This window comes from Streptomyces sp. CNX435 (assembly GCF_059570575.1).
Genome location: NZ_JCANTA010000019.1, coordinates 133,934 through 158,716 on the forward strand (window position 1 = coordinate 133,934; position 24,783 = coordinate 158,716).

The window sequence follows — 24,783 nt, forward strand, 5'->3', positions numbered from 1 at the left end:
GCGGGACCGGCCGCAGCTTCACCCGTACGGGCTCGGGCCGGACTGCGCCTGCGACGGGCCGGTGCCGGGCGCGCCACCCGGATAGCCGCCTCCGCCCGGGTACCCTCCGCCGGCTCCGTATCCGCCGCCGCTGCCGCCGTACCCGCCGGCGCCACCGGGCTGGCCGGGCTGGCCGGGCTGGCCGGGCTGGCCGGGAAGGGGAGGCGGCATCGCGTGCGGCGGCTGCTGGCCGCCCTCGCCGGTCCACAGGCCCTGCGCCTGCTGGGCGCGGGTGAAGTCCTCGGCGACGAGCGCGGAGAGGTTGAAGTACGCCTCCCTGGTCTTCGGCCGCATCATCGACAGGTCCAGCTCGGCACCGGCCGACAGGTGCTCGTCGAACGGGATCACCTGCACCGCGCGGGTGCGCTGCTCGAAGTGGCCGACTATGTCGTCGATCTTGATCATCTTGGCGGTCTCGCGGACCCCGGAGATGACCGTGATGCTCCGCGACACCAGGTCGGCGTAGCCGTGGGCGTGCAGCCAGTCCAGCGTGGTGCTGGCGCTGGACGCGCCGTCGACGGACGGCGTGGCCACGACGATCAGCTGGTCGGCGAGGTCGAGCACGCCGCGCATGGCGCTGTAGAGCAGGCCGGTGCCGGAGTCGGTGAGGATCACCGGGTACTGCTTGCCGAGCACGTCGATGACGCGGCGGTAGTCCTCGTCGTTGAACGTCGTGGAGACCGCCGGGTCGACGTCGTTGGCCAGGATCTCCAGACCGGACGGCGCCTGCGAGGTGAACCGGCGGATGTCCATGTAGCTGTTGAGGTACGGGATCGCCGTCACCAGGTCGCGGATCGTCGCGCCGGTCTCGCGGCGCACCCGGCGGCCCAGGGTGCCGGCGTCCGGGTTGGCGTCGATGGCGATGACCTTGTCCTGCCGCTCGGCGGCGAGGGTCGCGCCGAGCGCGGTGGTGGTCGTGGTCTTGCCGACGCCGCCCTTGAGGGAGATCACGGCGATGCGGTAGCAGGACAGCACCGGCGTGCGGACGAGGGCGATCTTGCGCTGCCGCTCCTCCTCGGCCGCCTTGCCGCCCAGCTTGAACCGGGACAGGCCGCCGCGGTCCGACTTGCGCTGCGGCTTGTGCTTGTCGTGCAGCAGCTGGTCGGAGGAGAGCTCTACGGCGGCGGTGTAGCCGAGCGGCGCGTTGTGCACCGGCTGGCGGCGCTGCTCCGGCGTGACCTCGGGCCAGCCGCCGGACCGCGGGTCGCCGCCGGGCTGGGCGGGCGGCGCGGGCGACGTCGCGGGGGACAGGGCGCCCTGGCCGGGGGCGCCGGGCTGGGCGCCGGCGGCGGGCGGGAGTCCGGGCTGCTGGCCGGGCTGTTGCTGGCCGGGCTGCTGACCGGGTGGTGCGGAGGGCTGGCCCGGCTGGGCCTGCTGCGGGGGCTGGCCGGGGAGACCCGGGTAGGCGGGCTGTCCGGACGGGGCCTGGTGTCCGGGCTGTCCGGGCTGGCCGCCCTGCTGACCGGGCTGACCGGGCAGCTGACCGGGCTGCTGGCCCGGTTGGGCGCCGGGGGGCTGGGGCCAGCCGTAACCGCCCTGCGGGGCCCGGGAGTCGGGCTGCTGGCCGGCCGGGGGTACGGGCACGCCGGACGGCGACGCCACGGTCCAGCCGGGCGGCGGCTCGGCGGCGGCCCCGGAGCGGGGTGCCTCGCCGCCGGGGGCGGGCGCGGGCGGGGTCTGCGGGGCCGGGAGCCGGCTGCCGGGTGCGGAGCCGGGCGCGGCGTACGCGCCGGGGGCGCCGGGCGGGGTGCCCGGGGCCGCCGGGGCGGCGCCGGGTGCGGGGGCGCCGGGCTGGGCGGCGCCCAGAGCGGGCTGGGCCGGGTACGGCTGCTGGGGCGGTGCCGCGGCGGGTGGTGCGGAGGGCGCCGCCGGGGGAGCCGCGGGGGGCTGCGGCGCGGCCAGCTCGGGTGCGGGCTGCGGGGCGGCGGGCGACTGCCAGGGCGCGCCCGCGGCAGGCGGGGGGCCGGACGGCAGGTCCGGCGCCGGGGAGCGCTGCTGCTCGGCGGCGGGGAACTGCGGGGGGAGCGGCGGCAGCGCCGTCGGGGAGGCGGACGCGTCGGGGATGGGCGCGTCGGGGGTGGGCGCGGGCGCCCAGGGGTTCGCCCCCGCGGGCGCGCGGTCCGTGACGTACGGGCTGGCCTGCGGCGGTGCGTCCTGCGGCTCGTCGTCGCGCGCGGGCGCGGCGTCGGCCGGCACCCGGTCCTGTACGTCCTGCACCTCGGCGGCGGGCACGGCGTCGTTCGGCTCGTCGTCCGCCGGCGTACGGTCCTGGATCCCCGCGGCCTGCTCCCGCAGCGAGGAGGGCGAGAAGCGCATGGTCGCACCGCTCACCACGTCGCCCCTGTCCGGGTCGTCCTGCGGCTCGTCGTCGTCCTGGCCGCGGTCCTGCCCCAGGTCCTGGCTCTGGTCCTGGTTCTGGTCCGGCTGCGCCGCGCCGGGCGGGGCGTGGGCGACGAGCGGCGTCAGCGTCCGCGTGGCGTCGTCCCGGTACGGAGCGGGTGCACCCGGTTCTTCGGCCTCCCGCGGCGGCGGGGGTGCGAACTGCGGGGCGGGGAAGGCGGACTCGCCGGCCGCGGGCGCGTCGTCACCGACCGGCGCCGCCGCGGCGGGTGTCCCGGGAACGGGCGGCCAGGCGGCCCCCGACTCCGGCGCCCCGGCGTCGGCGCCGGACGCGTCGGTCCCGTCGTCCGCGGCCCCCGGGATCCCGGAGGCGGCGGGCCACGACCCGGACTCGTCGCCGTCCGCCTCGGGCACGCTGCTCCGCCAGCTGTTGTCGGCCGGAATGCCGGCCGGGGCCGGCGCCGCTTCGGCGGCTTCGCCGTCGTCCGCGGCGGCGGGCGCGAACGGCCAGCCTGTCCCCGCGTCGGACGCCTCGCCCGCGTCCGCGGCCGGCGCGTCGTCGTCGCCCTGCCAGCCGGTTCCGGTCGCCTCCGGCTCCGCTTCGGTGGACGTCCACGCGGTCGCGGCTTCGGGGGTCTCGTCGCCGTCCACGGTCGCCGCGGCGGCTTCGCCGTCGTCCGCGGTCGCGTCCGCGGAGGTGTCGTCGGAGTCGTCCGCGGACGCCAGGGGCCACGCCGTTTCCGACTCGGTGCCGCGCCAGGTGTCGCCGGGCGCCTCGTCGTCCTCGTCCGCCTGGGCGTCGGGGGCCGTCTCCGGGACGGAGGACCAGTCGGGGCCGGAGGAGGACTCGGACTCGTCGTCCGTGGCCGTCGTCCCCGCGGTCTCGGGCCACGCGCCCTGGGACTCACCGTCGTCGGCTGTGCCGCCGTCCGTGTCGCGGTCCTCGGCCGTGGCGTCGGCCGACTCCGCCGTGGCTCCGGCGGCCTCCGGCTCCGGCTCGGCCGACCCGGCTTCCTGCTCGTCGTACGCCGCCTCATCCACGTCGGCGTCGTCGGTGCTCGCCGGTGCCGCGGAGGCGGCGCCCCCGTACCAACTCGGCGCGCTCGCCGGGGCCGAGGTGAACTCCCCGGTCTCCTCGGCGGCCACAGCGCCGTGGCTCTCCTCCGCCGGCTCGTCGTCGTCCTCGTCCGAGGCGTCCGCCTCGGCCTCCGGCGCCGCCGGGGCCAGCGGCAGCGCCGCGAACGCCACCGCGCCCGGGTCCGTCGCCGCCGTCAGCGGGGCGGAGTTGTCGTCCTCGCCCTCGTCGTCGTACGCGTCCTCGTACGCCTCGTCCTGGTCGTCGTCCTCGTCCGCGGCGTCCGACTCCTCGGTCGCCGGCGTCACCTCCGCCTCCGGCTCCGCCTCGGACGCCGGCGCCGACTCCGGCGACTCGTCCGGCAGCGTGAGCAGGAACGGCGGCGGCGTCATCGAGTCCGGCACCGGCCCGGGGGCCGGGGCGTGGGCGGCGGTGAAGCCGTTGGGCAACGGAGGCATCGCCGAGCCGGCGTGGGACGAGCCGGTGCCCGCCTCCTCGTCCTGTCCCGGGCTGGTGGCCGGCACCCCCTGGGTGTACCAGGCGGCGGGCGGCGGGCTGGTGGTGAACTCGCCCGTGCCCTCCGGATCCGTACCGGACCGCTGGACGTCGGGGCTGGTCCGGCCCGCGCCGTTCTGGTCCCGATCGCTGCTCACTGTGCCTCCCGAGTCCCCTCGCACCACGGCGGTCGTGCCGGCGCCTGCCCGGTGCCGTGTGCCTCTCCCACCCTAAGGGGAGGACCGAGCGCGTCGGCAGGCCGGACTGTCGCAATCGGCAACGGATGTGTCACCGTTCAGAACACCGGACCACGGCGAGCGCGGCGCACGCCCGCGGGCGTCTGCGTACGGCGGCCGGTCAGAACACCGGGTTCGCGGTCAGCGAACCGGTGTAGAGGACGAACACCCGGTTGTTCGCGCCGGCCATGGTCCAGTCGTCGCGCTCCCGCGAGGTGCGCCGGTCGTCCCACGCCATCGCGCCCTTGGCGATGTCGTAGACCTTCAGGGCGTCGGGGTCGGCCCTCTCCGTCGTCCCGCACCACACCGAGTCCCCCTGGACCACCGGCGGGTACTTCAGCGCAACCGCCACGGCGTCCGCCGTGAACTCGGTGTTCTTCGTCTTCGCGTTCATGACGGTGAGCGTCGCATCGTTCACGGCGAAGAGCAGGTCCCCGTCCAACGCCGGTGCGGACCAGATGTACTCGCCCTTCGGGTCCTCGTTCCACTCCGGCTTTCCGTCGCCCTTCAGCGCGTACGCCGTCAGCCCGTCCCCGCCCGCGTACACGACCCCCCCGCCCACCGCGCACGGCAGCGCGTACGCACTGCGCTTCGGGGTGTCCCACACGGTGTCGCCGCTGCCCGTGTCCACCACCGCGAGCTTGCCGTCCGAGCCGGAGAGCACCAGCGTGCCGTCGGCCATCGTGGCCCACGCGGGCTTGCTTGCGCTGGACTTGACCGGGGAGTCGACCGTCCACCGCTCCTTGCCGTCCGTGCCGACGGCGCGCAGCGCGCCGTCCTTCGTCGTCACGTACACCCCGTCCGCGTCCCCCGCCAGCACGACGGCCGCCCCGGCGTCCGGCGCCGACCACTGCTCGCGCCGGTCGCGCCCGCGCAGCCCGTACACGGCGCCCTCCGCGTCCGCCGCGGCGAACGTGTTCTCGTCGAGCGCCACCGCGCGGGCCGCCGCCGCGGCGTCCTCGCGGCGCCATTTCTCCTTGCCGGTGCGTACGTCCAGACCCGCGAGGCTGCCGTCGGCCATCGCCACGACCACCGTCTCGCGCAGTGGAAGCACCAGCGGCGTATCGGAGTTGAGCCCGCTCACCGGGCCCCAGAGCGCCGCCGGGGCGTTGTCGGCGCTGTAGCCCTTCAGCGGCTGCGCCGCCCACTGGTCGCGCCTCGGCGGCGTGGTCGTGCCGCCGTCGTCCTTGCCCAGCCACCACCAGGCGGCCGTGCCCGCGCTCGCCGCCACCACCGCGCCGCCGGCGCCGAGCCCGACGAGCAGTCGCCGCCGCGTGGGCCCCGGGACCTGGGTGTCGCCGGCCGCGGGGAGCGCGGCGAGGCGGGCCGCCTCCTGCTCGCGGCCCGCGATGTCCTCGGCGAGCGGGCCCTGCCGCCACACGGCCTCGGCGCCGGGCGGCGGGGCGAGGGCGGCGGCGATCTGCGGCGGAGTGGGCCGGTACGCGGGGTCCTTGGCCAGGCACGGGGCGATCAGCGGGTACAGGTCGGGCGGCAGCCCTTCGAGCCGCGGCTCGCCGTGCACCACCTCGTACTGCACCGCCGCCACATGGCTGCCCTGGTACGCCGTCTGCCCCGTCGCCGCCAGCGTCAGCACCGCGCCCAGCGCGAAGACGTCCGCGGGCGGGCCCACGCGCTGCCCGAGCACCTGCTCCGGCGGCCCGTAGCCGGGCGTGACGGGCGCCTCGCCGGTGCTGGTGAGCGTCAGGCCGTGCTCGGGGCGGGCGATGCCGAAGTCGATGATGCGCGGCCCGCTCGCCGTCAGCACGATGTTGGGCGGCTTGACGTCGCGGTGGACGAGGCCGGCCGCGTGGATGTCGGTGAGTGTGCTCGCCAGTGCCGCGCCGACCGCGCGCAGCGCCGTTCCGTCCAGCGGCCCATAGCGCTCGACGGCCTCGGCGAGGGTCGGCCCGGCGAGGTATTCGCAGGCGATCCACGGCCGGCCGCCCTCCGTCTCGGCGCCGAGCACCCGCGCCACGCCGGGGCTCTGCACCGCCTGCGCGGCGTGCGCCTCGCGGACGAAGCGCTGCGCCAGGTTCGACTGGTGGGCCAGCTCCGGCCGCAGCACCTTGATCGCGGCGGGGCGGCCGGCGGAGTCCCGGCCGAGGTACACCTTGCCCATGCCGCCCACGCCGAGCACGCCGATGAGGCGGTACGGGCCGAGCCGCAGCGGGTCTCCGGTGCCGAGGGGTTTCATGGACGTGCGCTCCTGATGGAAGTTCCTACTGAAGAGGTAGCCCGCGAACCTCGGCCGCGGTGACGACGAGGACGACCTTGGCGCCCTTCTGTTCGAGGACCATGGGGCGCTCGTTGTCCTCGGGCCCCCGGTACGACCAGGCGGTCCGGTGCTTTTCGAGGTCGACCGCCCGCACCCAGTCGCGCCCGCCGGTGCCCACGTACGCGTACTTCTCGCCGACCACGGGCGCGACGATGAACGCCTGCGGCCCCGCCCAGTCGGCCTTGGCCTCCCACTCGACCTCGCCGCTGGCACCGTCGATCGCGATGAGCCCGTTGCCGTTCTCGACGACGTACACCTTGCCGTCCTTGACCGCGGGGGTGCCGTACAGCCGGGTGTCCGGGCCGAGTGCGGCGCGCGCGTCGCGGTCCTTGCCGAGGGTCCAGCCCACCTTGCCGTCCGACAGCTTCAGCGCGGTGAGATCCCGCAGGCCGAGGAGGACATGGCCCTCGGCGGTGGGGAACTGCTGCAGGCCGGCGAGCGAGTCGCGGTCGGCCTTCGGCGCCTTCCAGGTCCAGCGCACGTCGCCGGTGCGTGCGTCGAGACACGTGAGGGTGGACTCGACGCGGATGAGCGCTTCGTCCTTCGTCAGGGCGGTGGCGTACGAGGGGCCGTTGTCGGGGGACTTGTTGTCGAACCCCCAGAGCAGCTTGCCGGTCTTCATGTCCGCCGCCACGAACTGCGGGGCCCACTCCGTCTTCTCGACGACGCGCTTCTTGGTCTTCTTGTCGCGGTAGACCCGGGTGACCCAGCGGGCGGTGGCGCGCATCAGCAGGACGCCGTTCTCCAGGCCCTCGATGGCCGTCCCCTTGATCTCCGCGCCGTTGAGGACGACGTCCTCCTCCTGCTCGCCCGTCTCGGGGTCGCTGGAGAAGACGGCGTACGTGCCTTCGCCCGAGGCGCTCCGGCTGGAGATCGAGAAGAAGCCGGAGTCGTCGCCGATGACGCCGAGCAGGGGAGTGGCCAGGTCGTCGACGCCGCGCAGCTTGCCGCTGCGTGCGTCCACGAACTGCCCGCCGCCGGTGCTGGTGAGGAGCAGCACATAGTTGCCGCCGGTGGCCAGGCTGAACGCGCCGTCACCGCCCACGACCGGCCGCGTCCACAGCTCCTTCGGCGCCTTCGGCTTCTTCGCCCTGGGCTTCGCCTCCGGCTCCTTGGCGTCGTCGCGGAGGTACGTCCACGCCCCCACCCCAGCGCCGCCGGCCGCGACGGCGCCCGCGCCCGCGAGCACCAGCACCTTGCGCCGCGACGGGCCCGTGCCCGTGCCTGCGCCCAGCTGCGTCGCCGCCGCGGCCTGCTCCGGCGACGGCAGCCGGGGCGGCTGCGGCTGCCAGGCGACGGCGGCGCGGCGCAGGATGTCGGCGTGCAGCGCGTCCGGGAGGTGGTCGGCGAAGTCGGCCGCGCCGCCGGGCAGTCCCGCGGCGAGCAGCCCCGCGAGTTCGTCGGTGCCGGGGCGGACCTCCGGCTCCTTGGCCAGGCAGCGCTGCAGCAGCGGCAGCAGCCCGGCGGGCACGCCGGACAGGTCGGCCTCGCCGTAGCGCACCCGGTACAGCAGGTCCGCGGCCTGCCCGCCGCCGAAGGGGCCGTGGCCCGTACAGGCGAAGACCAGCACGCCGGCGAGCGCGAACACGTCGCCGACCGGGGTGTGTTCGACGCCGGACGCCTGCTCGGGCGACATGAAGGCGGGCGTGCCCGCCGCGGTGCCCGTGCGCGTCAGGCGGTCGTCGCCCGCGGCCCGGGCGATGCCGAAGTCGATGACCTTCGGACCGGCCGACGTGAGCAGGATGTTCGACGGCTTCAGGTCGCGGTGCACGACGCCGGAGCGGTGCAGCTGCCCCAGCGCCTCGCAGAGCGCGGCGCCCAGTGCCCGCGTTGTCGTCTCGGGCAGCGGGCCGCACACCGCGACCGCCTCGTCGAGCGGCGGGCCGAGCACGTACTCCGTCGCCAGCCACGGCGTCTCCGCCAGCGGGTCGGCGTCGACGACCTCGGCGCCGTAGCGGTCGCCGATGACCCGGGCGGCGTCGGTCTCCAGCCGGAACCGGGTGCGGAACTCGGCGCCCGCGGTGCCGACATCGCCGCTGACGAGGTCGGCGTGCATGGTCTTCAGCGCCACAGTGCGCCCGCCCGCGGAGCGGGCGAGGTAGACGGTGCCCATGCCGCCGCTGCCGAGGCGGGCGACGAGCCGGTACGGGCCGAGCTGCTGCGGGTCGTCGTGGGTGAGGGGCGTAGCCATGGATCAGTCCACCGGGAGTGCGTAGAGGGCGTCCTTGGACAAGACGAGGGCGATGCCGTCGCCCGCGGCGAGCACCCGGCCGGAGATGCCGGTGCCGTCGGTGGAGGACCCGCCGGCCTCGCTGACCGTCGCGAACCGCCACAGCGGCGAGCCGTCGCGGGTGTCGAACGCCTGTACCTCGGCGTCGTTGCTGTAGAAAAGGGTCCGGCCGGTGCCGCTGAGAACGATGTCCGTGACGTCGAACCGGCCGCCGGAGTAGACCGGGGTACGCCACAGCCGCTTGCCGTTCTTCACCGAGATCGCCACCACGTGCGCCTCCTGTGTGCCGTACAGCACGCGGGACTTCGGGTCGGTCAGCTCGGCGAAGAAGTGCTCCTTCATCGGCTGCTCCCACAGGTTCTTCGCCCCGCGCAGCTCGAACCCGCGCAGCTTGTCGGCGTCGTTGCTCGGGCTGACGAGCACGCCGGCCCCGGTCGCGTACGTGCTGGGGCCGTCGTAGTCCTTGATCCCGTCGTACTTCTGCTCCCACGCCTTGTCGCCGCCGCGCATGTCGAGCGCGAGGTAGGTGAAGTCGAAGCCGGAGGTGGGGGCGCTGGGGATGAGCACCTCGCCGCCGCGGAGCTTGGCGTGGTCGCCGTCGCTGATCGGGTTGTCGCTGAGGTCGCCGAAGCCCTTGGGCAGCGGGGTGCGCCACGCCTCCTTACGCTTCTTCGTGTCGTACGCCACGGTGTGGAAGTCCTCCAGCTTCCCGCTCTCCACGCCCATGAAGTAGAAGACCCCGTCGGCGGCGCCGATGGGTTCCTGGTAGCTCACCTTGCTGTTGGCCGTGTAGTCCTCGATGGTGCCCTTCGACTTGCCGCCGGCGACGTCGATGATCGCAATACCGGCGAGGGATTGCGGGACCACCGCCAGCCCACCGCCGAGGTCGATCAGGTTCCCGTCCGCGAAGACGTCGGAGTCCCACGCCTTCTTGCCGGTGCGTACGTTCACGGCGGTGAGCGCACCCAACGTCTCCACGACGGCGATCTTGCCGATGAGGCTGACCTTGGCGGCCTCCTGGCCCTGCAGCGGGTACTGCCACAGCGGCCTGGGCGGCGCGCCCTTCGCGGGGGTGGTGCGGTAGACCGGCGGATCCTCTTCCGTCGCCCGCCGGTACGCGTAGACGCCGCCCCCGCCGACCGCGAGGCCGGCGGCGCCGAAGGCGAGGCCGCGCAGCAGCGTGCGCCGCGCCGGGCGCGGCGGGGACACGGCGGTCTCCCCGGCGCCCGCCCCGGCCGCCGTGTGCTGCAGCTGGCCGGGCCCGGTGGGCCCGCCGGGCCCGCCCGGTGCGCCGGGGCCCGGCGGCGGCGTGAGCGGGCCCTGCGCCGGCAGCGCCGGCAGCTGGGCGGTCAGCGCCGCGGCGACGGCGCCGGGCAGCTGCTCCTGCCCCGGCTCCGCGGGCTGTACCTGCTGTGCCTGCTCCACCTGCTGGAGCTGCCGCAGCAGCGCGTCCGCGCGGGGGCGCCGCCCCGCGTCCCCGGCCAGGCAGCCGGCGACGGCCTCGGCCAGCGGCTCCGGCAGCGCGCCCGGGTCGGGGGAGTGGGCGCCGGTGGCGGCGTACGCCAGCACCACGCCCAGCGCGTAGATGTCGCCCAGCGGTCGCGGCACCCCGCCGGCGTGCTGCTCCGGCGGCAGCCACGCGGGCGGCAGCCCGGGCACCGCCGTACGCGGCCCGTCGCCCGGCGCCGCCGCGCGCACCGAGCCGTACGCCACGAGCCGCGGCCCGGCGGACGTCAGCAGCACCGCGGCGGGCGTCAGCCCCGCGTACACCAGGCCCTGCGCGTGCGCCTGCAGCACCGCGGCGGCCAGCGACACGCCCAGCCGGCAGACGTACGGGAGCGGCAGCGGCCCGCCGTGCGCCGCCAGCGCCGCGGGCAGCGGCAGCGCCGGCGCGCAGTCGTACGCCACCCACGGCTCCTCGTCCTGCGGCGCCACCCCGGCCACCGGCGCGGCGGCCGGCCCGGCCAGCCGCGCGGACGTACCGGCCTCGGAGGCGAACCGGACCCGGAAGCCGGGGTCGCCGGCGAGCGCCGCGGGCGGCGTCATGAGCACCACGACCCGGCCCAGCGGCTCGCTGAACGCCAGGTGGAACCGGGGCCCGTCGGCGTCGGGTCCGCCTTCCGGGCCGTACGGGCCGAGCGGCGCGACGACCCGGTGCGGGCCCACCGTCTGCTGCGGGCCGCCCGCGGTCGTACCGCCGGTGGAACTGCCGGTCGCGCCGCCGCCGGTCAACGTGTGCATACGAACATTCCCCCTCGCCGCCGCGCGCTCAGTCCAGCGGCAGCGCGTACACGCTGCTCCCGCTCGCGACCACGGCCGTGTCCTTGCCGACCGCCACCCGGCGCCGGTGAGCGTACTTCGGCTTGCCCGGCCGCATGTCGGTGAAGCGCCACAGCAGGTCGCCGCCCTCCACGTCGTACGCCAGCACCTGCGTGTCGTCGCCCGCGATCAGGAACCGCTCGTCGGGCGTGACGTGCAGCGCCGGGGCCTGGACGAGCACCCCGACGTACGCCAGTTGCGGGTTGCGCTTCCACTGCTCCTCGCCCGAGTCCCGCGCCACCGTGTGCACGGCGCGGAACGTGTCGAGGGCGTGGACCATGCTGCCCTGCACGGCGGGCGGGCCGAAGTTCTGCGGGTTGGACTCCTCGTCCTCCCACGGCTCGGCGGTCAGGTCCCACAGCTCGGCGCCGTCGCCGCCCGCGTCGTAGCCGCGCATGGTGTCGCCGGCGGTGGCGACCAGCACGCTTTTCCCGGCCGCGGCCCAGTGGCCGCCCGCCATGCCGTCGTACTCCTGCGTCCACCGCTCCTCGCCGCTGGCGGCGTCGAGCGCGGTGACCGCGGCCGGCTCGTCGCGGTGCTCTCCGTCCTCGTCGGCCTCGGGCACCAGGAGGACGGTGTCGCCGAGGAAGAGCGCGGCGGTCGCCCCGGCCGTGCCGGGCGAGCGCCACAGCTCGCGGCGCTCGGCGAAGTCGAAGCCGACGACGGTCAGCGCGCCGCCCTCCTTGATCGTGAACGCGGCGGTGCTGCCGGCCACGCCGAGGAGCGCGCCGTACGGCGTCCTGCCGCCCCGGCGGAACTTCTCCGAGGTCCACGAGACCGCGCCGTCCGCGGCGTCGAGCACGGTCAGGTCCTTGCCGGGCACCAGCACCAAGCCGTCGCCGAGCGGCACGGCCGCGCCCGCGGGGCGGACGTCCGGCTGCTCCCACAGCTCGTCGCCGGTGCGCAGGTCCAGCGCGTAGACGCCGGACTTCGCGACGACCAGCGCGGTCCCGTCCCCGGCACCCCCGGCGATCACAGGCGGGCCGACCGTCTCGACCTTGCCCAGGCCCTTGCCCCACAGGACGGTGGGCGGGGCGCCGGTGAAGCGCTTCCCGGCGGTGTTGCGGGAGGCCAGCCGCTCAGCGGTGGTCGGCGGCGGGGGCGGGTCCTCGGCGGTCGCGGCCCACGCCGCGGCGCCGCCGGCCGTGACGCCCACCGCCCCGCCGGCGATGCCGGCGAGCAGCGCGCGGCGGGTGCCGGGGCGGCCGACGACGGTGGTGGCGCCGATCGGGTCCGGGGCGCCGGGGGTGCCGGGGGCCGGGGCCGCGAGGAAGTTCGGATCCGGCTCGGTCTCGGCGGCGAGCACGTCGGCGGCCTGCCGGGCCAGGGCGGCGCTGACCCGGCGGGGCAGCCAGCCGGGGGCCAGGGCGGCGCCGGAGCGGGTGGTCGCCGCGTCGAGCACGGTGCCGGGGGCGGCGGCCATGCCCGGGCCCGGTGCCGCCGCCCCCTGGCCGGCTCCCGGCGCGGCGCCGCGGAGCAGCTCGGGCAGGAGCGCGGCGGCGGCGGGGCGGCGGGCGGGGTCGGGGTGGAGGCAGGGCTCCAGGGCGGCGCGGAGAGCGGGCGTGAGGAGGTCCAGCGGGTTCGCCGGGGCGCCGTGGGGGTCGGCGGCGTACGGATCCTGGGCGCGCGGGTCCGTGCCGTACGGGTCGGCGCCGTACGCGGGATCGCCGGTGAGCGGGTCCGTCAGCGGGTCCGACAGCGGTTCTGTCTGCGGGTCGGCGATGGGATCCGCCGCCGTGTGGTCGCCGGGAGTCCGGCCGGTCGCGGCGTACAGGAGCACCGCGGCCAGCGCGTACACGTCCCCCAGCGGCCGTGGCCGCCCGCCCGCCGCCTGCTCCGGCGGCAGGAACTCCGGTATCAGCCCGGCGAGGCTCTCGCGTGGGCTTCCGTCGGCTCCGGCCGCGCCCACCGTGCCGTACCCGGTCAGCAGCGGGCCGTCGCCGGTGAGCAGCACGGCCGTCGGGTCGAGCCCTCCGTGCGCCACCCCCGCGGCGTGCAGCGCGGCCAGCGTCTCGGCCAGCGCGGCGCCCACGGCGTACACGGTGCGCTCCGGCAGCAGCCCCTGCTGTGCGTCCAGCGCGGCGGGCAGCGGCAGCGCCGGGCGGTACGGCATCGCCCACCACGGCGCGCCGGCGGCCGACAGCTCGCTCACGGGCGCCAGCCACGGGCCGCCCGTGCCCGCGAGGCGCTGGGCCTCACCGGCGGCGGCGTGGAAGCGCCCGGCGTGGCCGTGGTCGGCGGCCGTCGTCTCGGTGCGCGGTGCGGTGATCAGGACGGTGCGTTCGCCACCCGGTGCCTGCGCGATGTAGCGCGCGGCCGGCGCGCGCATGTCGCTCGCGTCCGCATCCAGGCGCCCCACCGGCCGGTACGCCCCGAACTGCTCGGGGTCGTCGAGTCGCAGCGGTTCCATACCCCCTCCTAGGAACTGGCCGCAGGCAGCCTACCGGGGACTGCCGGGCGCCGCGCCAGGCGGGGGGTAAAAGGTCCCGCGTCGCAGGGGAGAAAGCCCCGCTCGCGAGCCGCGCATTCTTATCCGGAAGTGGCGTGCGACACAGCCCTCTGAAGGAATTCTAAAGGCGGTAGTAGGTGAATGAGACGAGGGTCCGGGACTTTCGCCTCTGCGGTCACCGGACTTTCGGCAGGGGAGTTCGCCGGACTTTTGGAAACGGTCCCGAATCAAGGCTCTGACCTGCATGTTCTCTCGCCTCCAGTCCTCCGGAACGGTATCCGGAGCCGTTCTCGCGGGTGGTCTCCGTGAGTGGGCGACGGGCAGAAAAACCCGACTCGTCGCTACGACTCCGGATCGTACCAAGGGTCCTTGTCCGTCCCGGTCCGGCGGGTTACCAAGGTGGAGCGACCTCGGAGCGCAGCCGGGGTCGAAACCTTGTCTGGAGGGAATTCCGAGAATGTTCAAGCACGCCAAGCTCACCGCCCCGATAGCCACGTCCGCCATGCTCGCCGCCGGCGCCGGCATGGTCGTCGCCCTCGGTTCCGGGGTGGCCACGGCCGACAGCAAGCCCGCCTGGGTCAAGCCCGTCTCGGCCGACTACGACCTCACCGCCTCGTACAACCAGGGCGGTGCCCGCTGGACCTCGACGCACAGTGGCCAGGACTTCGCCGCCCCCACGGGCACGAAGGTGCAGTCGGCCCACACGGGCACCGTCGTCGAGGCCGGCTGGGGCGGCGCGTACGGCAACAACATCGTGATCAAGCACAGCGAGGGCGTCTACACCCAGTACGCCCACCTGTCCAAGATCGACGTCTCGGTCGGCGAGCAGGTCAACGCCAAGACCGAGATCGGCAAGATCGGCACGACCGGCAACTCCACCGGCCCGCACCTGCACTTCGAGGTCCGGACCTCGCCCGTCTACGGCTCCGCCGTGGACCCGGTCGCGTTCCTGACCAAGCACGACGTCAAGATCTGACATCTGACCCGCACCCCCGGCCCCGCCGGGCGGCGCGGGCGGCGGTCCTCGGGCCGCCGCAGGGCTGGTAGGCTGGCGGACGGTTCGCGTGAGCGCCCCCGTACCCACTCGGGTGAGGCGCCGCGACCGCCCCCGCCTACCGAGTTACCGCAGTTTCCCCTGTGATCTGGACCAGGGGCGCTCGGCGGCGCCGACCCGAGGAGTTGGGAACGAGCATGGCGCTCGACACCGCGACGAAGAAGAAGATCATGGCCGAGTACGCCACGAAGGACGGCGACACCGGCTCCCCCGAGGTGCAGGTGGCGATGCTCAGCCAGCGCATCTCCGACCTCACCGAGCACCTGAAGACCCACAAGCACGACCACCACTCGCGCCGCGGTCTGCTCCTGCTCGTCGGCCGCCGCCGCCGGCTCCTGCAGTACCTGGCGAAGAAGGACATCACCCGCTTCCGTACGCTGGTCGACCGCCTCGGCATCCGCCGCGGCGCCGCCGGCGCCCGCTAGCGCCGTACGAGGGAGCGGCTCCCGCGCCGGGAGCCGCTCCCTCGGCGTATGCCCGCAGCGCTCCGGTTCCGCCCGGACGCCGGGCGGGTCCGTCCGTACGGACCCTTACCGATCGGTTGCCTGCCAGCCGTCGAGACGCCGCCCGGGGGACTTGTACTCTGGTCGGCAGGACATCAGCACAGAGTGAACACGGGGAGCAACCGCCCGCAGCCGCCGGACCTGTGCCGACAGCGGGCGCCGGTCCTCGGTAGTGGCCTTCGGAGCACGCGAGAGCGCGCCCCCCGATGGCTTCGATCGAAGACCGGCCCGGCCTACAGCCGCTCATCCGGCCCGAGCCTGCCGCGCGGGTGCTCCACCGCTCACCGCCCACGCCATACGGGCGTGGGCGCAGACGAGGAGAATTTCCTGGTGGAGAACGAAACCCACTACAGCGAGGCCGTCATCGACAACGGCTCGTTCGGTACCCGCACCATCCGCTTCGAGACCGGCCGGCTCGCCAAGCTCGCCGCCGGCTCCGCGGTCGCCTACCTCGACGACGAGACCATGGTCCTCGCGGCGACCAGCGCCTCCAAGCATCCCAAGGACCAGCTCGACTTCTTCCCCCTGACGGTGGACGTCGAAGAGCGCATGTACGCCATCGGCAAGATCCCCGGCTCCTTCTTCCGCCGCGAGGGCCGCCCCAGCGAGGACGCCATCCTCACCTGCCGGCTCATCGACCGGCCGCTGCGCCCCTCGTTCAAGAAGGGCCTGCGCAACGAGATCCAGATCGTCGCGACCATCGAGGCGCTCAACCCCGACCACCTCTACGACGTGGTCGCCATCAACGCCGCCTCCGCCTCCACCCAGCTGGCGGGCCTGCCCTTCTCCGGCCCCATCGGCGGCACCCGCGTCGCCCTCATCCGCGGCCAGTGGGTGGCCTTCCCCACCCACGCCGAGCTGGACGAGGCCGTCTTCGACATGGTCGTCGCCGGCCGCGTCCTCGACGACGGCGACGTCGCGATCATGATGGTCGAGGCCGAGGCCACCGACCAGACCGTCGAGCTGGTCAAGGGCGGCGCCGTCGCGCCGACCGAGGAGGTCGTCGCCGCCGGCCTGGAGGCCGCGAAGCCCTTCATCAAGGCCCTCTGCAAGGCGCAGGCCGACCTCGCCGCCAAGGCCGCCAAGCCCACCGGCGAGTTCCCCGTCTTCCTCGACTACCAGGACGACGTGCTGCAGGCGCTCACCCAGGCCGTCCGCGACGAGCTGGCCCAGGCCCTCACCCTCAGCAACAAGCTGGAGCGCGAGGCCGAGCTGGACCGCGTCAAGGACGTCGCCGCCGAGAAGCTGCTGCCGCAGTTCGAGGGCCGCGAGAAGGAGATCTCCGCGGCGTACCGCGCGCTCACCAAGGAGCTGGTGCGCGAGCGCGTCATCCGCGAGAAGGTCCGTATCGACGGCCGCGGCGTCACCGACATCAGGCCGCTGGCCGTCGAGGTCGAGGCGATCCCGCGGGTGCACGGCTCGGCGCTCTTCGAGCGCGGCGAGACCCAGATCATGGGCGTGACGACGCTGAACATGCTGCGCATGGAGCAGCTGCTGGACACCCTCAACCCGGTGACCCGCAAGCGCTACATGCACAACTACATCTTCCCGCCCTACTCCACCGGCGAGACCGGCCGCGTCGGCACCCCCAAGCGCCGCGAGATCGGCCATGGCGCGCTCGCCGAGCGCGCCATCGTGCCGGTGCTGCCGGCCCGCGAGGACTTCCCGTACGCCATCCGCCAGGTCTCCGAGGCGCTCGGCTCCAACGGCTCGACCTCCATGGGCTCCGTCTGCGCCTCCACGATGTCGCTGCTGAACGCCGGTGTGCCGCTGAAGGCCCCGGTCGCCGGCATCGCCATGGGCCTGATCTCCAAGGAGATCGAGGGCGAGACGCGGTACGTGACCCTGACCGACATCCTCGGCGCCGAGGACGCCTTCGGCGACATGGACTTCAAGGTCGCCGGCACCAAGGAGTTCGTCACCGCCCTGCAGCTCGACACCAAGCTCGACGGCATCCCCGCCTCCGTGCTGGCCGCGGCCCTGAAGCAGGCCCGCGACGCCCGGCTGCACATCCTCGACGTGATGATGGAGGCCATCGACCGGCCGGACGAGATGTCCCCGCACGCCCCGCGGATCATCACCATCAAGATCCCGGTGGACAAGATCGGCGAGGTCATCGGCCCCAAGGGCAAGATGATCAACCAGATCCAGGAGGACACCGGCGCCGAGATCACCATCGAGGACGACGGCACGATCTACATCGGCGCCGCCGACGGCCCGGCCGCCGAGGCCGCCCGTACGACCATCAACGGCATCGCCAACCCGACGATGCCCGAGATCGGCGAGCGCTACCTGGGCACGGTCGTGAAGACCACCTCGTTCGGTGCCTTCGTCTCGCTGCTGCCCGGCAAGGACGGCCTGCTGCACATCTCGCAGATCCGCAAGCTCGCCGGCGGCAAGCGCGTCGAGAACGTCGAGGACGTCCTCGGCGTCGGCCAGAAGGTACAGGTCGAGATCGCCGAGATCGACCAGCGCGGCAAGCTCTCCCTCATCCCCGTCCTGGAGGACGAGGAGAAGGACGGCGACGACGCCGGGGAGTCCGGGGACGAGTCCGCGAAGTGACCCATCCCCGCACCAGTCGGAAGGCGGCCCGCCCCCCGTACCGGGGGCGGGCCGTCCCCCGTCCGCGCGCCACCGCCGCGACCCTGCTCGACGGGAGCGAGGGCGCCGGCACCGTACGCAAGACGGTGCTGCCCGGAGGCCTGCGCGTGCTCACCGAGACGCTGCCCGCCGTCCGCTCCGCGACCTTCGGCATCTGGGCGCACGTCGGCTCCCGCGACGAGACCCCCGCGCTCGGCGGCGCCACCCACTACCTGGAGCACCTGCTCTTCAAGGGCACCCGGACGCGCTCCGCCCTCGACATCTCCGCGCCCGTCGAAGCGGTCGGCGGCGAGATGAACGCGTTCACGGCCAAGGAGTACACCTGCTACTACGCGCGGGTCCTCGACACCGACCTGCCGTTGGCCATCGACATCGTCTGCGACATGCTCACCGGCTCCGTCATCCGCGCCGAGGACGTCGAGGCCGAACGCGGCGTCGTCCTCGAAGAGATCGCGATGACCGAGGACGACCCCGGCGACTGCGTCCACGACCTCTTCGCCCGCACGATGCTCGGCGACACCCCGCTCGGCCGCCCCGTGCTCGGCACCGTCGAGACCGTCACGGCGCTCACCCGCGACCGCGTCGCCCGCTTCTACCAGCGCCACTACACACCGCCCCGGCTCGTCGTCGCCGCCGCGGGCAACGTCGACCACGACGATGTCGTACGCCGCGTCGCCGCCGCCTTCGACCGCGCCGGCGCCCTCGGCGGCCCCGACGCGGCCCCGCACGCCGCCCGCGCCGGCAGCCGCGCGCTGCGTACCGCCGGCCGCTTCGAGCTGCTGGAGCGCCGCACCGAGCAGACGCACCTGGTCCTCGGCACCCCCGGCGTCGGCCGGCACGACGAGCGCCGCTGGGCGCTGAGCGTGCTGTCCGCGGCCCTCGGCGGCGGCATGAGCTCCCGGCTCTTCCAGGAGGTCCGGGAGAAGCGCGGCCTGGCCTACGCCGTGTACTCCTACACCTCCGGCTTTGCCGACTGCGGCCTCTTCGGCGTCTACGCCGGCTGCCGCCCCGCGCAGGCAGCCGACGTGCTCAAGCTCTGCCGCGAGGAGCTGGCGCACGTCGCCGGGCACGGTCTCGCCGACGAGGAGGTCACCCGCGCCGTCGGCCAGCTGTGCGGCTCGCTGGTGCTGGGCCTGGAGGACACCAGCGCGCTCATGCACCGCCTCGGCAAGAGCGAGCTGTGCTGGGGCGAGCAGATGTCGGTCGACGACATGCTGGCCCGTATCCGCGCCGTCACCCCCGACGACGTCCGCGAGGTGGCGGCGGACGTCCTGGGCCGCCGCCCGTCCCTGTCCGTCATCGGGCCGGTGACCGACAGGCAGGCCACCGCGCTGCAGGAGGCGGTGGCCTGACGAGAGGTCGCCGGGCGGGGGACGTAACGTGTGGGAACGCCCTTCGGGCAGGGGCGGCGCGCCGGCGGGGTCCGGGGCGGCCGGTCCCGGCTTCGGGAAGGGCGGGGTAGGGGACCACCCCCAGTGATACCGGAGGTAACTCGCATGACCACCCAGCTCAGGGTCGCCGTCATCGGCGCCCTCGGCCGTATCGGCTCCGAGGCCGCCCGGGCCGTCGAGGCCGCCGACGACATGGACCTCGTCGCCGCCGTCGACCGCGACGACGACCTCGCGGAGCTGCCGGAGGCCGGCGCCGAGGTCGCCGTCGAGCTGACCCACCCCGACTCCGCCCCGGCCAACGTCGACTTCTGCGTACGCCACGGGATCCACGCCGTCGTCGGCACCACCGGCTGGACCGACGAGCGCCTCGACGCGCTGCGCGCCCGGCTCGCCGACAGCCCCGGCACCGGCGTGCTCATTGCCCCGAACTTCTCCCTCGGCGCCGTCCTCACCATGCACTTCGCCCGCCAGGCCGCCCGGTTCTTCGAATCCGCCGAGGTCGTCGAGCTGCACCACCCGGACAAGGCCGACGCCCCGTCCGGCACCGCCACCCGCACCGCCCGCCTCATCGCCGAGGCCCGCCGCGAGGCCGGTCTGCCGCCGCAGCCCGACGCCACCGCCACCGCCCTGCCCGGCGCCCGCGGCGCCGACGTCGACGGGGTGCCCGTCCACGCCGTACGGCTGCGGGGGCTCCTCGCCCACCAGGAGGTGCTGCTCGGCGACACCGGGGAGACGCTCACCATCCGGCACGACTCGCTGCACCACAGCAGCTTCATGCCGGGCATCCTGCTCGCCGCCCGCCGGGTGCGGGAGACCCCGGGTCTGACGGTCGGCCTGGAACACCTCCTCGACCTCGGCTGACGGCGACGGCTGGACCCTGCTGATGCGCTCGAAGATCACCTACGCGGTGCTGTCGGCCGTGCTCGTCGTCTACTTCTTCCTCGCCGGCACCCGCGGCTGGTACCTGCTGCGCGAGGGCACGCCGGTGACCGTCGCCTTCGGCATCGCCGTGCTGGTGCTCCCCGCCATCGGCCTGTGGTTCCTCTGGCACACCACCGCCTTCGCGCGCGCCGCGGACGCGCTCGCGCGGGAGCTGGACGCGGAGGGCGGGCTGCCGGTGGACGAGCTGGAGCGCACGCCCAGCGGCCGCATCGACAGGGACTCGGCCGACGAGGTCTTCCGGCGGCGCAAGGCGGAGACGGAGGCGGCCCCGGAGGACTGGCGGTGCTGGTTCCGGCTGGCGGTGGCGTACCACGACGCGCGGGACACCCCGCGGGCGCGCAAGGCGATGCAGCGGGCGATCGCGCTGCGCAGGACGGCGGGCTAGCGGGTCGTACGACCCGGGCGGGGCCGGCGGCCCGGGCGGGCGGCGCGGGCAGGCCGGCGGCGCCACGGGAGCGTCAGCGCAGCTCCGTCGCCCACGCCTCGACGGTGTCGGCCGCCCGGTCGAACGCCTCGGGGCGGCTCAGGAAGTCGGCGTTGTTGTCCGTGAGCAGCGGCCGCAGCGGCGTGCCCGCGCCGCCCCGCCCGCGCCGGCGCGCCGCGGTGGTCACGACGAGCGCCTGCCCCTGCACCGTACGGGGCAGGCCGAGCCATTTGACCGGCTGCTGCACGGTGCGTACGGCGGCGATCTCGTCCCACGCCAGGGTGACGGTGTGGAAGAGGTGGACCTGCCGGAGCCCGTGCGCGCTCACCCACACCCCGACCCGCAGCAGCCGCAGCGCCGCCATGATGAACAGCACCGCCACGCCCGCGCACGTCAGCCCGCCGGTGACCGAGCGCGCGAGCAGCATGATGACGGTGGCGAAGAGCAGGTACGAGGCGAGCAGCAGCTCGACGGCGGCGCCGAACACCCGCCAGGGCCCCGGGCGGTACGGCCGGCGCCAGCGGTCGCGGTCGGCGTAGGGGAGCGGCGCGTCGCCGGCGACGTCTCCGAAGTCGCGGTCGGCGGTCAGAAAGGGCAGTGGCACGCTTGCGAGGCTAGCGAGGCCCCGCCGGGCTCACCACCCCGGGGGTGCGGACGGGGCAGCCGAGGCGGCTGGGACGGCTGGGACGGCAGCGATCGCGGGAACGGCAGGGACCGCGGCACGGGTGGCGCCGCGAGCCGCCGCGTCAGGGGTTCCGCACGGTCTCGGTGTCCTGCGCGGACCCGTGGTCGTCGGTGAGCTGCATCGCCGGCACGCCGAACACCACCGCGCCGACGAGCCCCGCCACGACCAGCACACTCACCAGCACCCGCCCGGCGATCTCGCCGATCCCGGCGCGTTTCACCGGCGGCGGTACGGGGACGTCGCCGCGGAAGCGGTCCGCCTCCGCTGTGAAGGGGAACGGAACGGGCTCACGCCGACGGCGAAGCATGCGGTGACACCACCTCGGGACTCGTGGGTTTGTCGACTTGACTCCTGCCACCCGGACAACGTCGGAACGTCCCGTAAAGTGCCCAGATCCTCGGGCATGCGGCGAATACCCCTCAAAGGTACCAAGGTGCAGACGGCGTCCCGAACGCCCGCGCGACACGGGTGCTCGAAAGTCGCTGCGAAATGTCCGGAATGGTGATTATCGCGAAGCTCACCTAGGCTGAGGACAGGAACCCGGTACTGCTTGAACCCCCGAGCAGGCAGTGCCGGGTTCTCCCGCGCCTGCGGCACCGCACGCCACCCAAGCGCGCACTCCGGGCATTCTTACGAGTAGCGTGTCACTCATGGCTCCGACATCCACCCCGCAGACGCCCTTCGGACGGATGCTGACCGCCATGGTCACGCCGTTCACCCCCGACGGCGCCCTCGACCTCGACGGCGCCCAGCGACTCGCCGCCCACCTCGTCGACGCAGGCAACGACGGGCTCGTGCTCAACGGCACCACCGGTGAGTCCCCGACCACCAGCGATGCGGAGAAAGCCCAACTCGTACGGGCCGTGGTGGACGCCGTCGGCGACCGCGCCCACGTCGTCGCCGGAGCCTCGACGAACGACACCCGGCACAGCATCGAGCTGGCCCGCGCCGCCCAGGACGCCGGCGCCCACGGCCTGCTGACCGTCACGCCGTACTACAGCAAGCCTCCGCAACAGGGGCTCTACGCGCACTTCACGGCCATCGCCGACGCCACCGACCTGCCCGTGATGCTCTACGACATCCCCGGCCGCAGCGGCGTCCCGATCAACACCGAGACCATGGTCCGGCTGGCCGAGCACCCCCGGATCGTCGCCAACAAGGACGCCAAGGGCGACCTCGGCCGCGCCAGCTGGGCCATCGCCCAGACCGGCCTCGCCTGGTACTCCGGCGACGACATGCTGAACCTGCCGCTGCTCTCCGTCGGCGGCGTCGGCTTCGTCTCCGTCGTCGGTCACCTCGTCACCCCGGAGCTGGTCGCCCTCATCGAGGCGTACACCGGCGGCGACGTGGCCAAGGCCACCGAACTCCACCAACAGCTGCTCCCCGTCTACACCGGCATGTTCCGCACCCAGGGCGTGATCACCGTCAAGGCCGCGCTCGCCCTGCGGCAGCTGCCCGGCGGCCCGCTGCGACTGCCGCTCGTCGGGCTCTCCCCGGAGGAGACCGAGCAGCTCAAGCGGGACCTCAAGGGCGGCGGCGTGCACGTCTAGCCGTACGCCCCGAGCCGTACGCGTCGCGCACCCGCCGTCCTCACCGCCACCGAGACGTCACAACCGCATACCGAGAAACCCGCGGCGCGGCTTCAGGGAAGCCGCCGCCGCACGCATCCATGTGCGCCCCGCCCGGGCCCACCGCCGGGACCCGGCCGGTGCGCATGGTGAGGAGAGACCTTTGAGCCACCCCCATCCCGAACTCGGCCCGCCGCCGGCACTCGCGGAGGGCGCCCTGCGCGTCACGCCGCTCGGCGGACTCGGCGAGATCGGCCGCAACATGACCGTCTTCGAGTACGGCGGCCGTCTGCTGATCGTCGACTGCGGCGTCCTCTTCCCCGAGGAGGAACAACCCGGCGTCGACCTGATCCTCCCCGACTTCTCCACCATCAGGGACCGCCTCGACGACATCGAGGGCATCGTCCTCACGCACGGGCACGAGGACCACATCGGCGCGGTGCCCTACCTGCTGCGCGAGAAGGCGGACATCCCGCTGATCGGCTCCAAGCTGACCCTCGCCCTGATCGAGGCCAAGCTCCAGGAGCACCGCATCCGCCCGTACACCCTCCAGGTCGCCGAGGGCGGCAGGGAGCGCATCGGGCCCTTCGACTGCGAGTTCGTCGCCGTCAACCACTCCATTCCGGACGGGCTCGCCGTCGCCATCCGCACCCCCGCGGGCCTCGCCGTCCACACCGGCGACTTCAAGATGGACCAACTGCCCCTCGACGGCCGCCTCACCGACCTGCCCGCGTTCGCGCGGCTCGGCGAGGAGGGCATCGACCTGCTGCTCGCCGACTCCACGAACGCCGAGGTACCCGGCTTCGTGGCAGCGGAGAAGGACATCTCCGGGGTGCTGCGGGGCATCTTCGCGTCGACGCAGCGCCGCATCATCGTGGCCAGCTTCGCCAGCCACGTACACCGCATCCAGCAGGTCCTGGACACCGCCCACGCGTACGGGCGGAGGGTCGCCTTCGTCGGCCGCTCGATGGTCCGCAACATGGGCATCGCCCGCGACCTCGGCTACCTGCGCGTGCCCGCCGGACTCGTCGTCGACGTGAAGACCCTCGACGACCTGCCGGACCACGAGGTCGTCCTCGTCTGTACGGGCTCGCAGGGCGAGCCGATGGCCGCCCTGTCCCGTATGGCCAACCGCGACCACCAGATCCGCATCGTCCCCGGCGACACCGTCATCCTCGCCTCGTCCCTGATCCCGGGGAACGAGAACGCGGTCTACCGGGTCATCAACGGCCTCACGCGCTGGGGCGCCAACGTCGTCCACAAGGGCAACGCCAAGGTCCACGTCTCGGGCCACGCCTCGGCCGGCGAACTGCTGTACTTCTACAACATCTGCAAGCCCCGCAACGTCATGCCCGTCCACGGCGAATGGCGACACCTGCGCGCGAACGCCGAACTCGCGGCGGCCACGGGCGTCCGCGCCGACCGCATCGTCATCGCGGAGGACGGCGTGGCCGTCGACCTGGTCGACGGCGTCGCCAAGATCTCCGGCAAGGTCCAGGCGGGATACGTGTACGTCGACGGCCTCTCCGTCGGCGACGTGACGGAATCCTCGCTCAAGGACCGCCGGATCCTCGGCGAAGAGGGCATCATCAGCGTCTTCGTCGTGGTGGACAGCACCACCGGCAAGATCGTCGGCGGCCCCCACGTCCAGAGCCGCGGCTCCGGCATCGAGGACGCGGCGTTCCGGGACGTCATCCCGAAGCTTGAGGAAGCCCTGGCCAAGTCCGCTTCCGACGGCGTCGCCGAGACGCACCAGCTCCAGCAGTTGGTACGGCGCACCGTGGGCAAGTGGGTCTCGGACACCTTCCGCCGCCGCCCGATGATCCTCCCGGTCGTCGTCGAGGTCTGACCCCTCACCGGACCCGTCCCGACCACCCGCCCCGGACCCGACCCCCGCCTCGGACGTTGCCCGGGGCGGGGGTTGGGCCGGGGCCGATTTGCACGGAGGCCGAACGTCCAGTAGGTTTACGGCACCGCCCGACGAGCCCGAGGGCCGTCGTGCCCGCTCAACTGGGCCCGAGGGGCGGTCATTTCAACCCTGAGAAAGCTGTTAGGGTTGGAACACACCGAAGGGAAACGCCCGGAGAAGCCTGGTGAGGGTTTTGATGGAAGTGTCCGTTCTTTGAGAACTCAACAGTGTGCCAAGTAGTCGATGCC

15 protein-coding genes are annotated in these 24,783 nt (G+C 74.3%); 8 read left to right on the top strand and 7 right to left on the bottom strand.

Annotated features, from left to right (window positions below):
* Window positions 1-18: 18 nt before the first annotated feature.
* From T328_RS26825 to T328_RS26845, 5 genes are all read right to left on the bottom strand, one after another.
* Entirely contained in the window at window positions 19-4,107 is a 4,089-nt protein-coding gene (locus T328_RS26825; RefSeq protein WP_496498748.1) for a nucleotide-binding protein, read from the bottom strand.
* A 199-nt stretch (window positions 4,108-4,306) separates the two neighbouring features.
* Entirely contained in the window at window positions 4,307-6,379 is a 2,073-nt protein-coding gene (locus T328_RS26830) for a protein kinase domain-containing protein (protein WP_496498749.1), read from the bottom strand.
* Window positions 6,380-6,404: 25 nt separating this feature from the next.
* Window positions 6,405-8,651: a protein kinase domain-containing protein gene (locus T328_RS26835; protein ID WP_496498750.1), complete on the bottom strand. Its 2,247-nt coding sequence runs from the start codon at window positions 8,649-8,651 to the stop codon at window positions 6,405-6,407.
* Between the two features lie 3 nt (window positions 8,652-8,654).
* Window positions 8,655-10,931: an outer membrane protein assembly factor BamB family protein gene (locus T328_RS26840; RefSeq protein WP_496498751.1), complete on the bottom strand. Its 2,277-nt coding sequence runs from the start codon at window positions 10,929-10,931 to the stop codon at window positions 8,655-8,657.
* Between the two features lie 28 nt (window positions 10,932-10,959).
* Window positions 10,960-13,419, bottom strand: a complete 2,460-nt coding sequence (locus tag T328_RS26845) for an outer membrane protein assembly factor BamB family protein (RefSeq protein ID WP_496498752.1) — start codon at window positions 13,417-13,419, stop codon at window positions 10,960-10,962.
* 496 nt (window positions 13,420-13,915) lie between these two features.
* Here T328_RS26845 and T328_RS26850 point away from each other — a divergent pair, with 496 nt between their 5' ends.
* The 6 genes from T328_RS26850 to T328_RS26875 all read left to right on the top strand — a co-directional run bounded on the left by T328_RS26850 (window position 13,916) and on the right by T328_RS26875 (window position 20,334).
* Window positions 13,916-14,434, top strand: coding sequence for a M23 family metallopeptidase (locus T328_RS26850; RefSeq protein WP_496498753.1), 519 nt, complete (start codon window positions 13,916-13,918; stop codon window positions 14,432-14,434).
* Window positions 14,435-14,649: 215 nt separating this feature from the next.
* On the top strand, window positions 14,650-14,937 hold the full coding sequence (gene rpsO, locus T328_RS26855) for a 30S ribosomal protein S15 (protein WP_496498754.1): 288 nt from the start codon (window positions 14,650-14,652) through the stop codon (window positions 14,935-14,937).
* 408 nt (window positions 14,938-15,345) lie between these two features.
* Window positions 15,346-17,577, top strand: a complete 2,232-nt coding sequence (locus T328_RS26860) for a polyribonucleotide nucleotidyltransferase (RefSeq protein ID WP_496498755.1) — start codon at window positions 15,346-15,348, stop codon at window positions 17,575-17,577.
* Window positions 17,574-18,968 carry a M16 family metallopeptidase gene (locus T328_RS26865; protein WP_496498756.1) on the top strand — a complete coding sequence of 465 codons (1,395 nt, stop codon included), beginning with the start codon at window positions 17,574-17,576 and terminating at the stop codon, window positions 18,966-18,968. The genes T328_RS26860 and T328_RS26865 overlap by 4 nt, the downstream gene beginning before the upstream one ends.
* Window positions 18,969-19,112: 144 nt before the next feature.
* Window positions 19,113-19,868 (top strand): 4-hydroxy-tetrahydrodipicolinate reductase, encoded by a 756-nt coding sequence (gene dapB, locus T328_RS26870; RefSeq protein ID WP_496498757.1) that lies wholly within the window; start codon window positions 19,113-19,115, stop codon window positions 19,866-19,868.
* Between the two features lie 22 nt (window positions 19,869-19,890).
* Window positions 19,891-20,334 carry a hypothetical protein gene (locus T328_RS26875; RefSeq protein WP_496498758.1) on the top strand — a complete coding sequence of 148 codons (444 nt, stop codon included), beginning with the start codon at window positions 19,891-19,893 and terminating at the stop codon, window positions 20,332-20,334.
* A 73-nt stretch (window positions 20,335-20,407) separates the two neighbouring features.
* On the opposite strand, the gene T328_RS26880 is transcribed toward T328_RS26875, so the two are convergent.
* Together T328_RS26880 and T328_RS26885 are read right to left on the bottom strand one after the other, a co-directional pair.
* Complete coding sequence (locus tag T328_RS26880; protein WP_496498759.1) at window positions 20,408-20,977, bottom strand: SCO5741 family PH domain-containing membrane protein; 570 nt, start codon at window positions 20,975-20,977, stop codon at window positions 20,408-20,410.
* 142 nt (window positions 20,978-21,119) lie between these two features.
* Entirely contained in the window at window positions 21,120-21,365 is a 246-nt protein-coding gene (locus T328_RS26885; RefSeq protein WP_496498760.1) for a hypothetical protein, read from the bottom strand.
* Between the two features lie 343 nt (window positions 21,366-21,708).
* On the opposite strand from T328_RS26885, the gene dapA reads away from it, so the two are divergent.
* Window positions 21,709-22,608 (top strand): 4-hydroxy-tetrahydrodipicolinate synthase, encoded by a 900-nt coding sequence (gene dapA, locus T328_RS26890; RefSeq protein ID WP_496498761.1) that lies wholly within the window; start codon window positions 21,709-21,711, stop codon window positions 22,606-22,608.
* A gap of 181 nt (window positions 22,609-22,789) precedes the next feature.
* Window positions 22,790-24,475: a ribonuclease J gene (locus tag T328_RS26895; RefSeq protein WP_496498762.1), complete on the top strand. Its 1,686-nt coding sequence runs from the start codon at window positions 22,790-22,792 to the stop codon at window positions 24,473-24,475.
* The last annotated feature ends 308 nt before the right edge of the window (window positions 24,476-24,783 follow it).

Excerpts from the sequence above, each read along its gene's own strand:
- T328_RS26830 (WP_496498749.1), bottom strand. The coding sequence starts at position 6,379 with ATGAAACCCCTCGGCACCGGAGACCCGCTGCGGCTCGGCCCGTACCGC.
- T328_RS26835 (WP_496498750.1), bottom strand. The coding sequence starts at position 8,651 with ATGGCTACGCCCCTCACCCACGACGACCCGCAGCAGCTCGGCCCGTAC.
- T328_RS26840 (WP_496498751.1), bottom strand. The coding sequence starts at position 10,931 with ATGCACACGTTGACCGGCGGCGGCGCGACCGGCAGTTCCACCGGCGGT.
- T328_RS26845 (WP_496498752.1), bottom strand. The coding sequence starts at position 13,419 with ATGGAACCGCTGCGACTCGACGACCCCGAGCAGTTCGGGGCGTACCGG.
- T328_RS26850 (WP_496498753.1), top strand. The coding sequence starts at position 13,916 with ATGTTCAAGCACGCCAAGCTCACCGCCCCGATAGCCACGTCCGCCATG.
- rpsO (WP_496498754.1), top strand. The coding sequence starts at position 14,650 with ATGGCGCTCGACACCGCGACGAAGAAGAAGATCATGGCCGAGTACGCC.
- dapB (WP_496498757.1), top strand. The coding sequence starts at position 19,113 with ATGACCACCCAGCTCAGGGTCGCCGTCATCGGCGCCCTCGGCCGTATC.
- T328_RS26875 (WP_496498758.1), top strand. The coding sequence starts at position 19,891 with ATGCGCTCGAAGATCACCTACGCGGTGCTGTCGGCCGTGCTCGTCGTC.
- T328_RS26885 (WP_496498760.1), bottom strand. The coding sequence starts at position 21,365 with ATGCTTCGCCGTCGGCGTGAGCCCGTTCCGTTCCCCTTCACAGCGGAG.
- dapA (WP_496498761.1), top strand. The coding sequence starts at position 21,709 with ATGGCTCCGACATCCACCCCGCAGACGCCCTTCGGACGGATGCTGACC.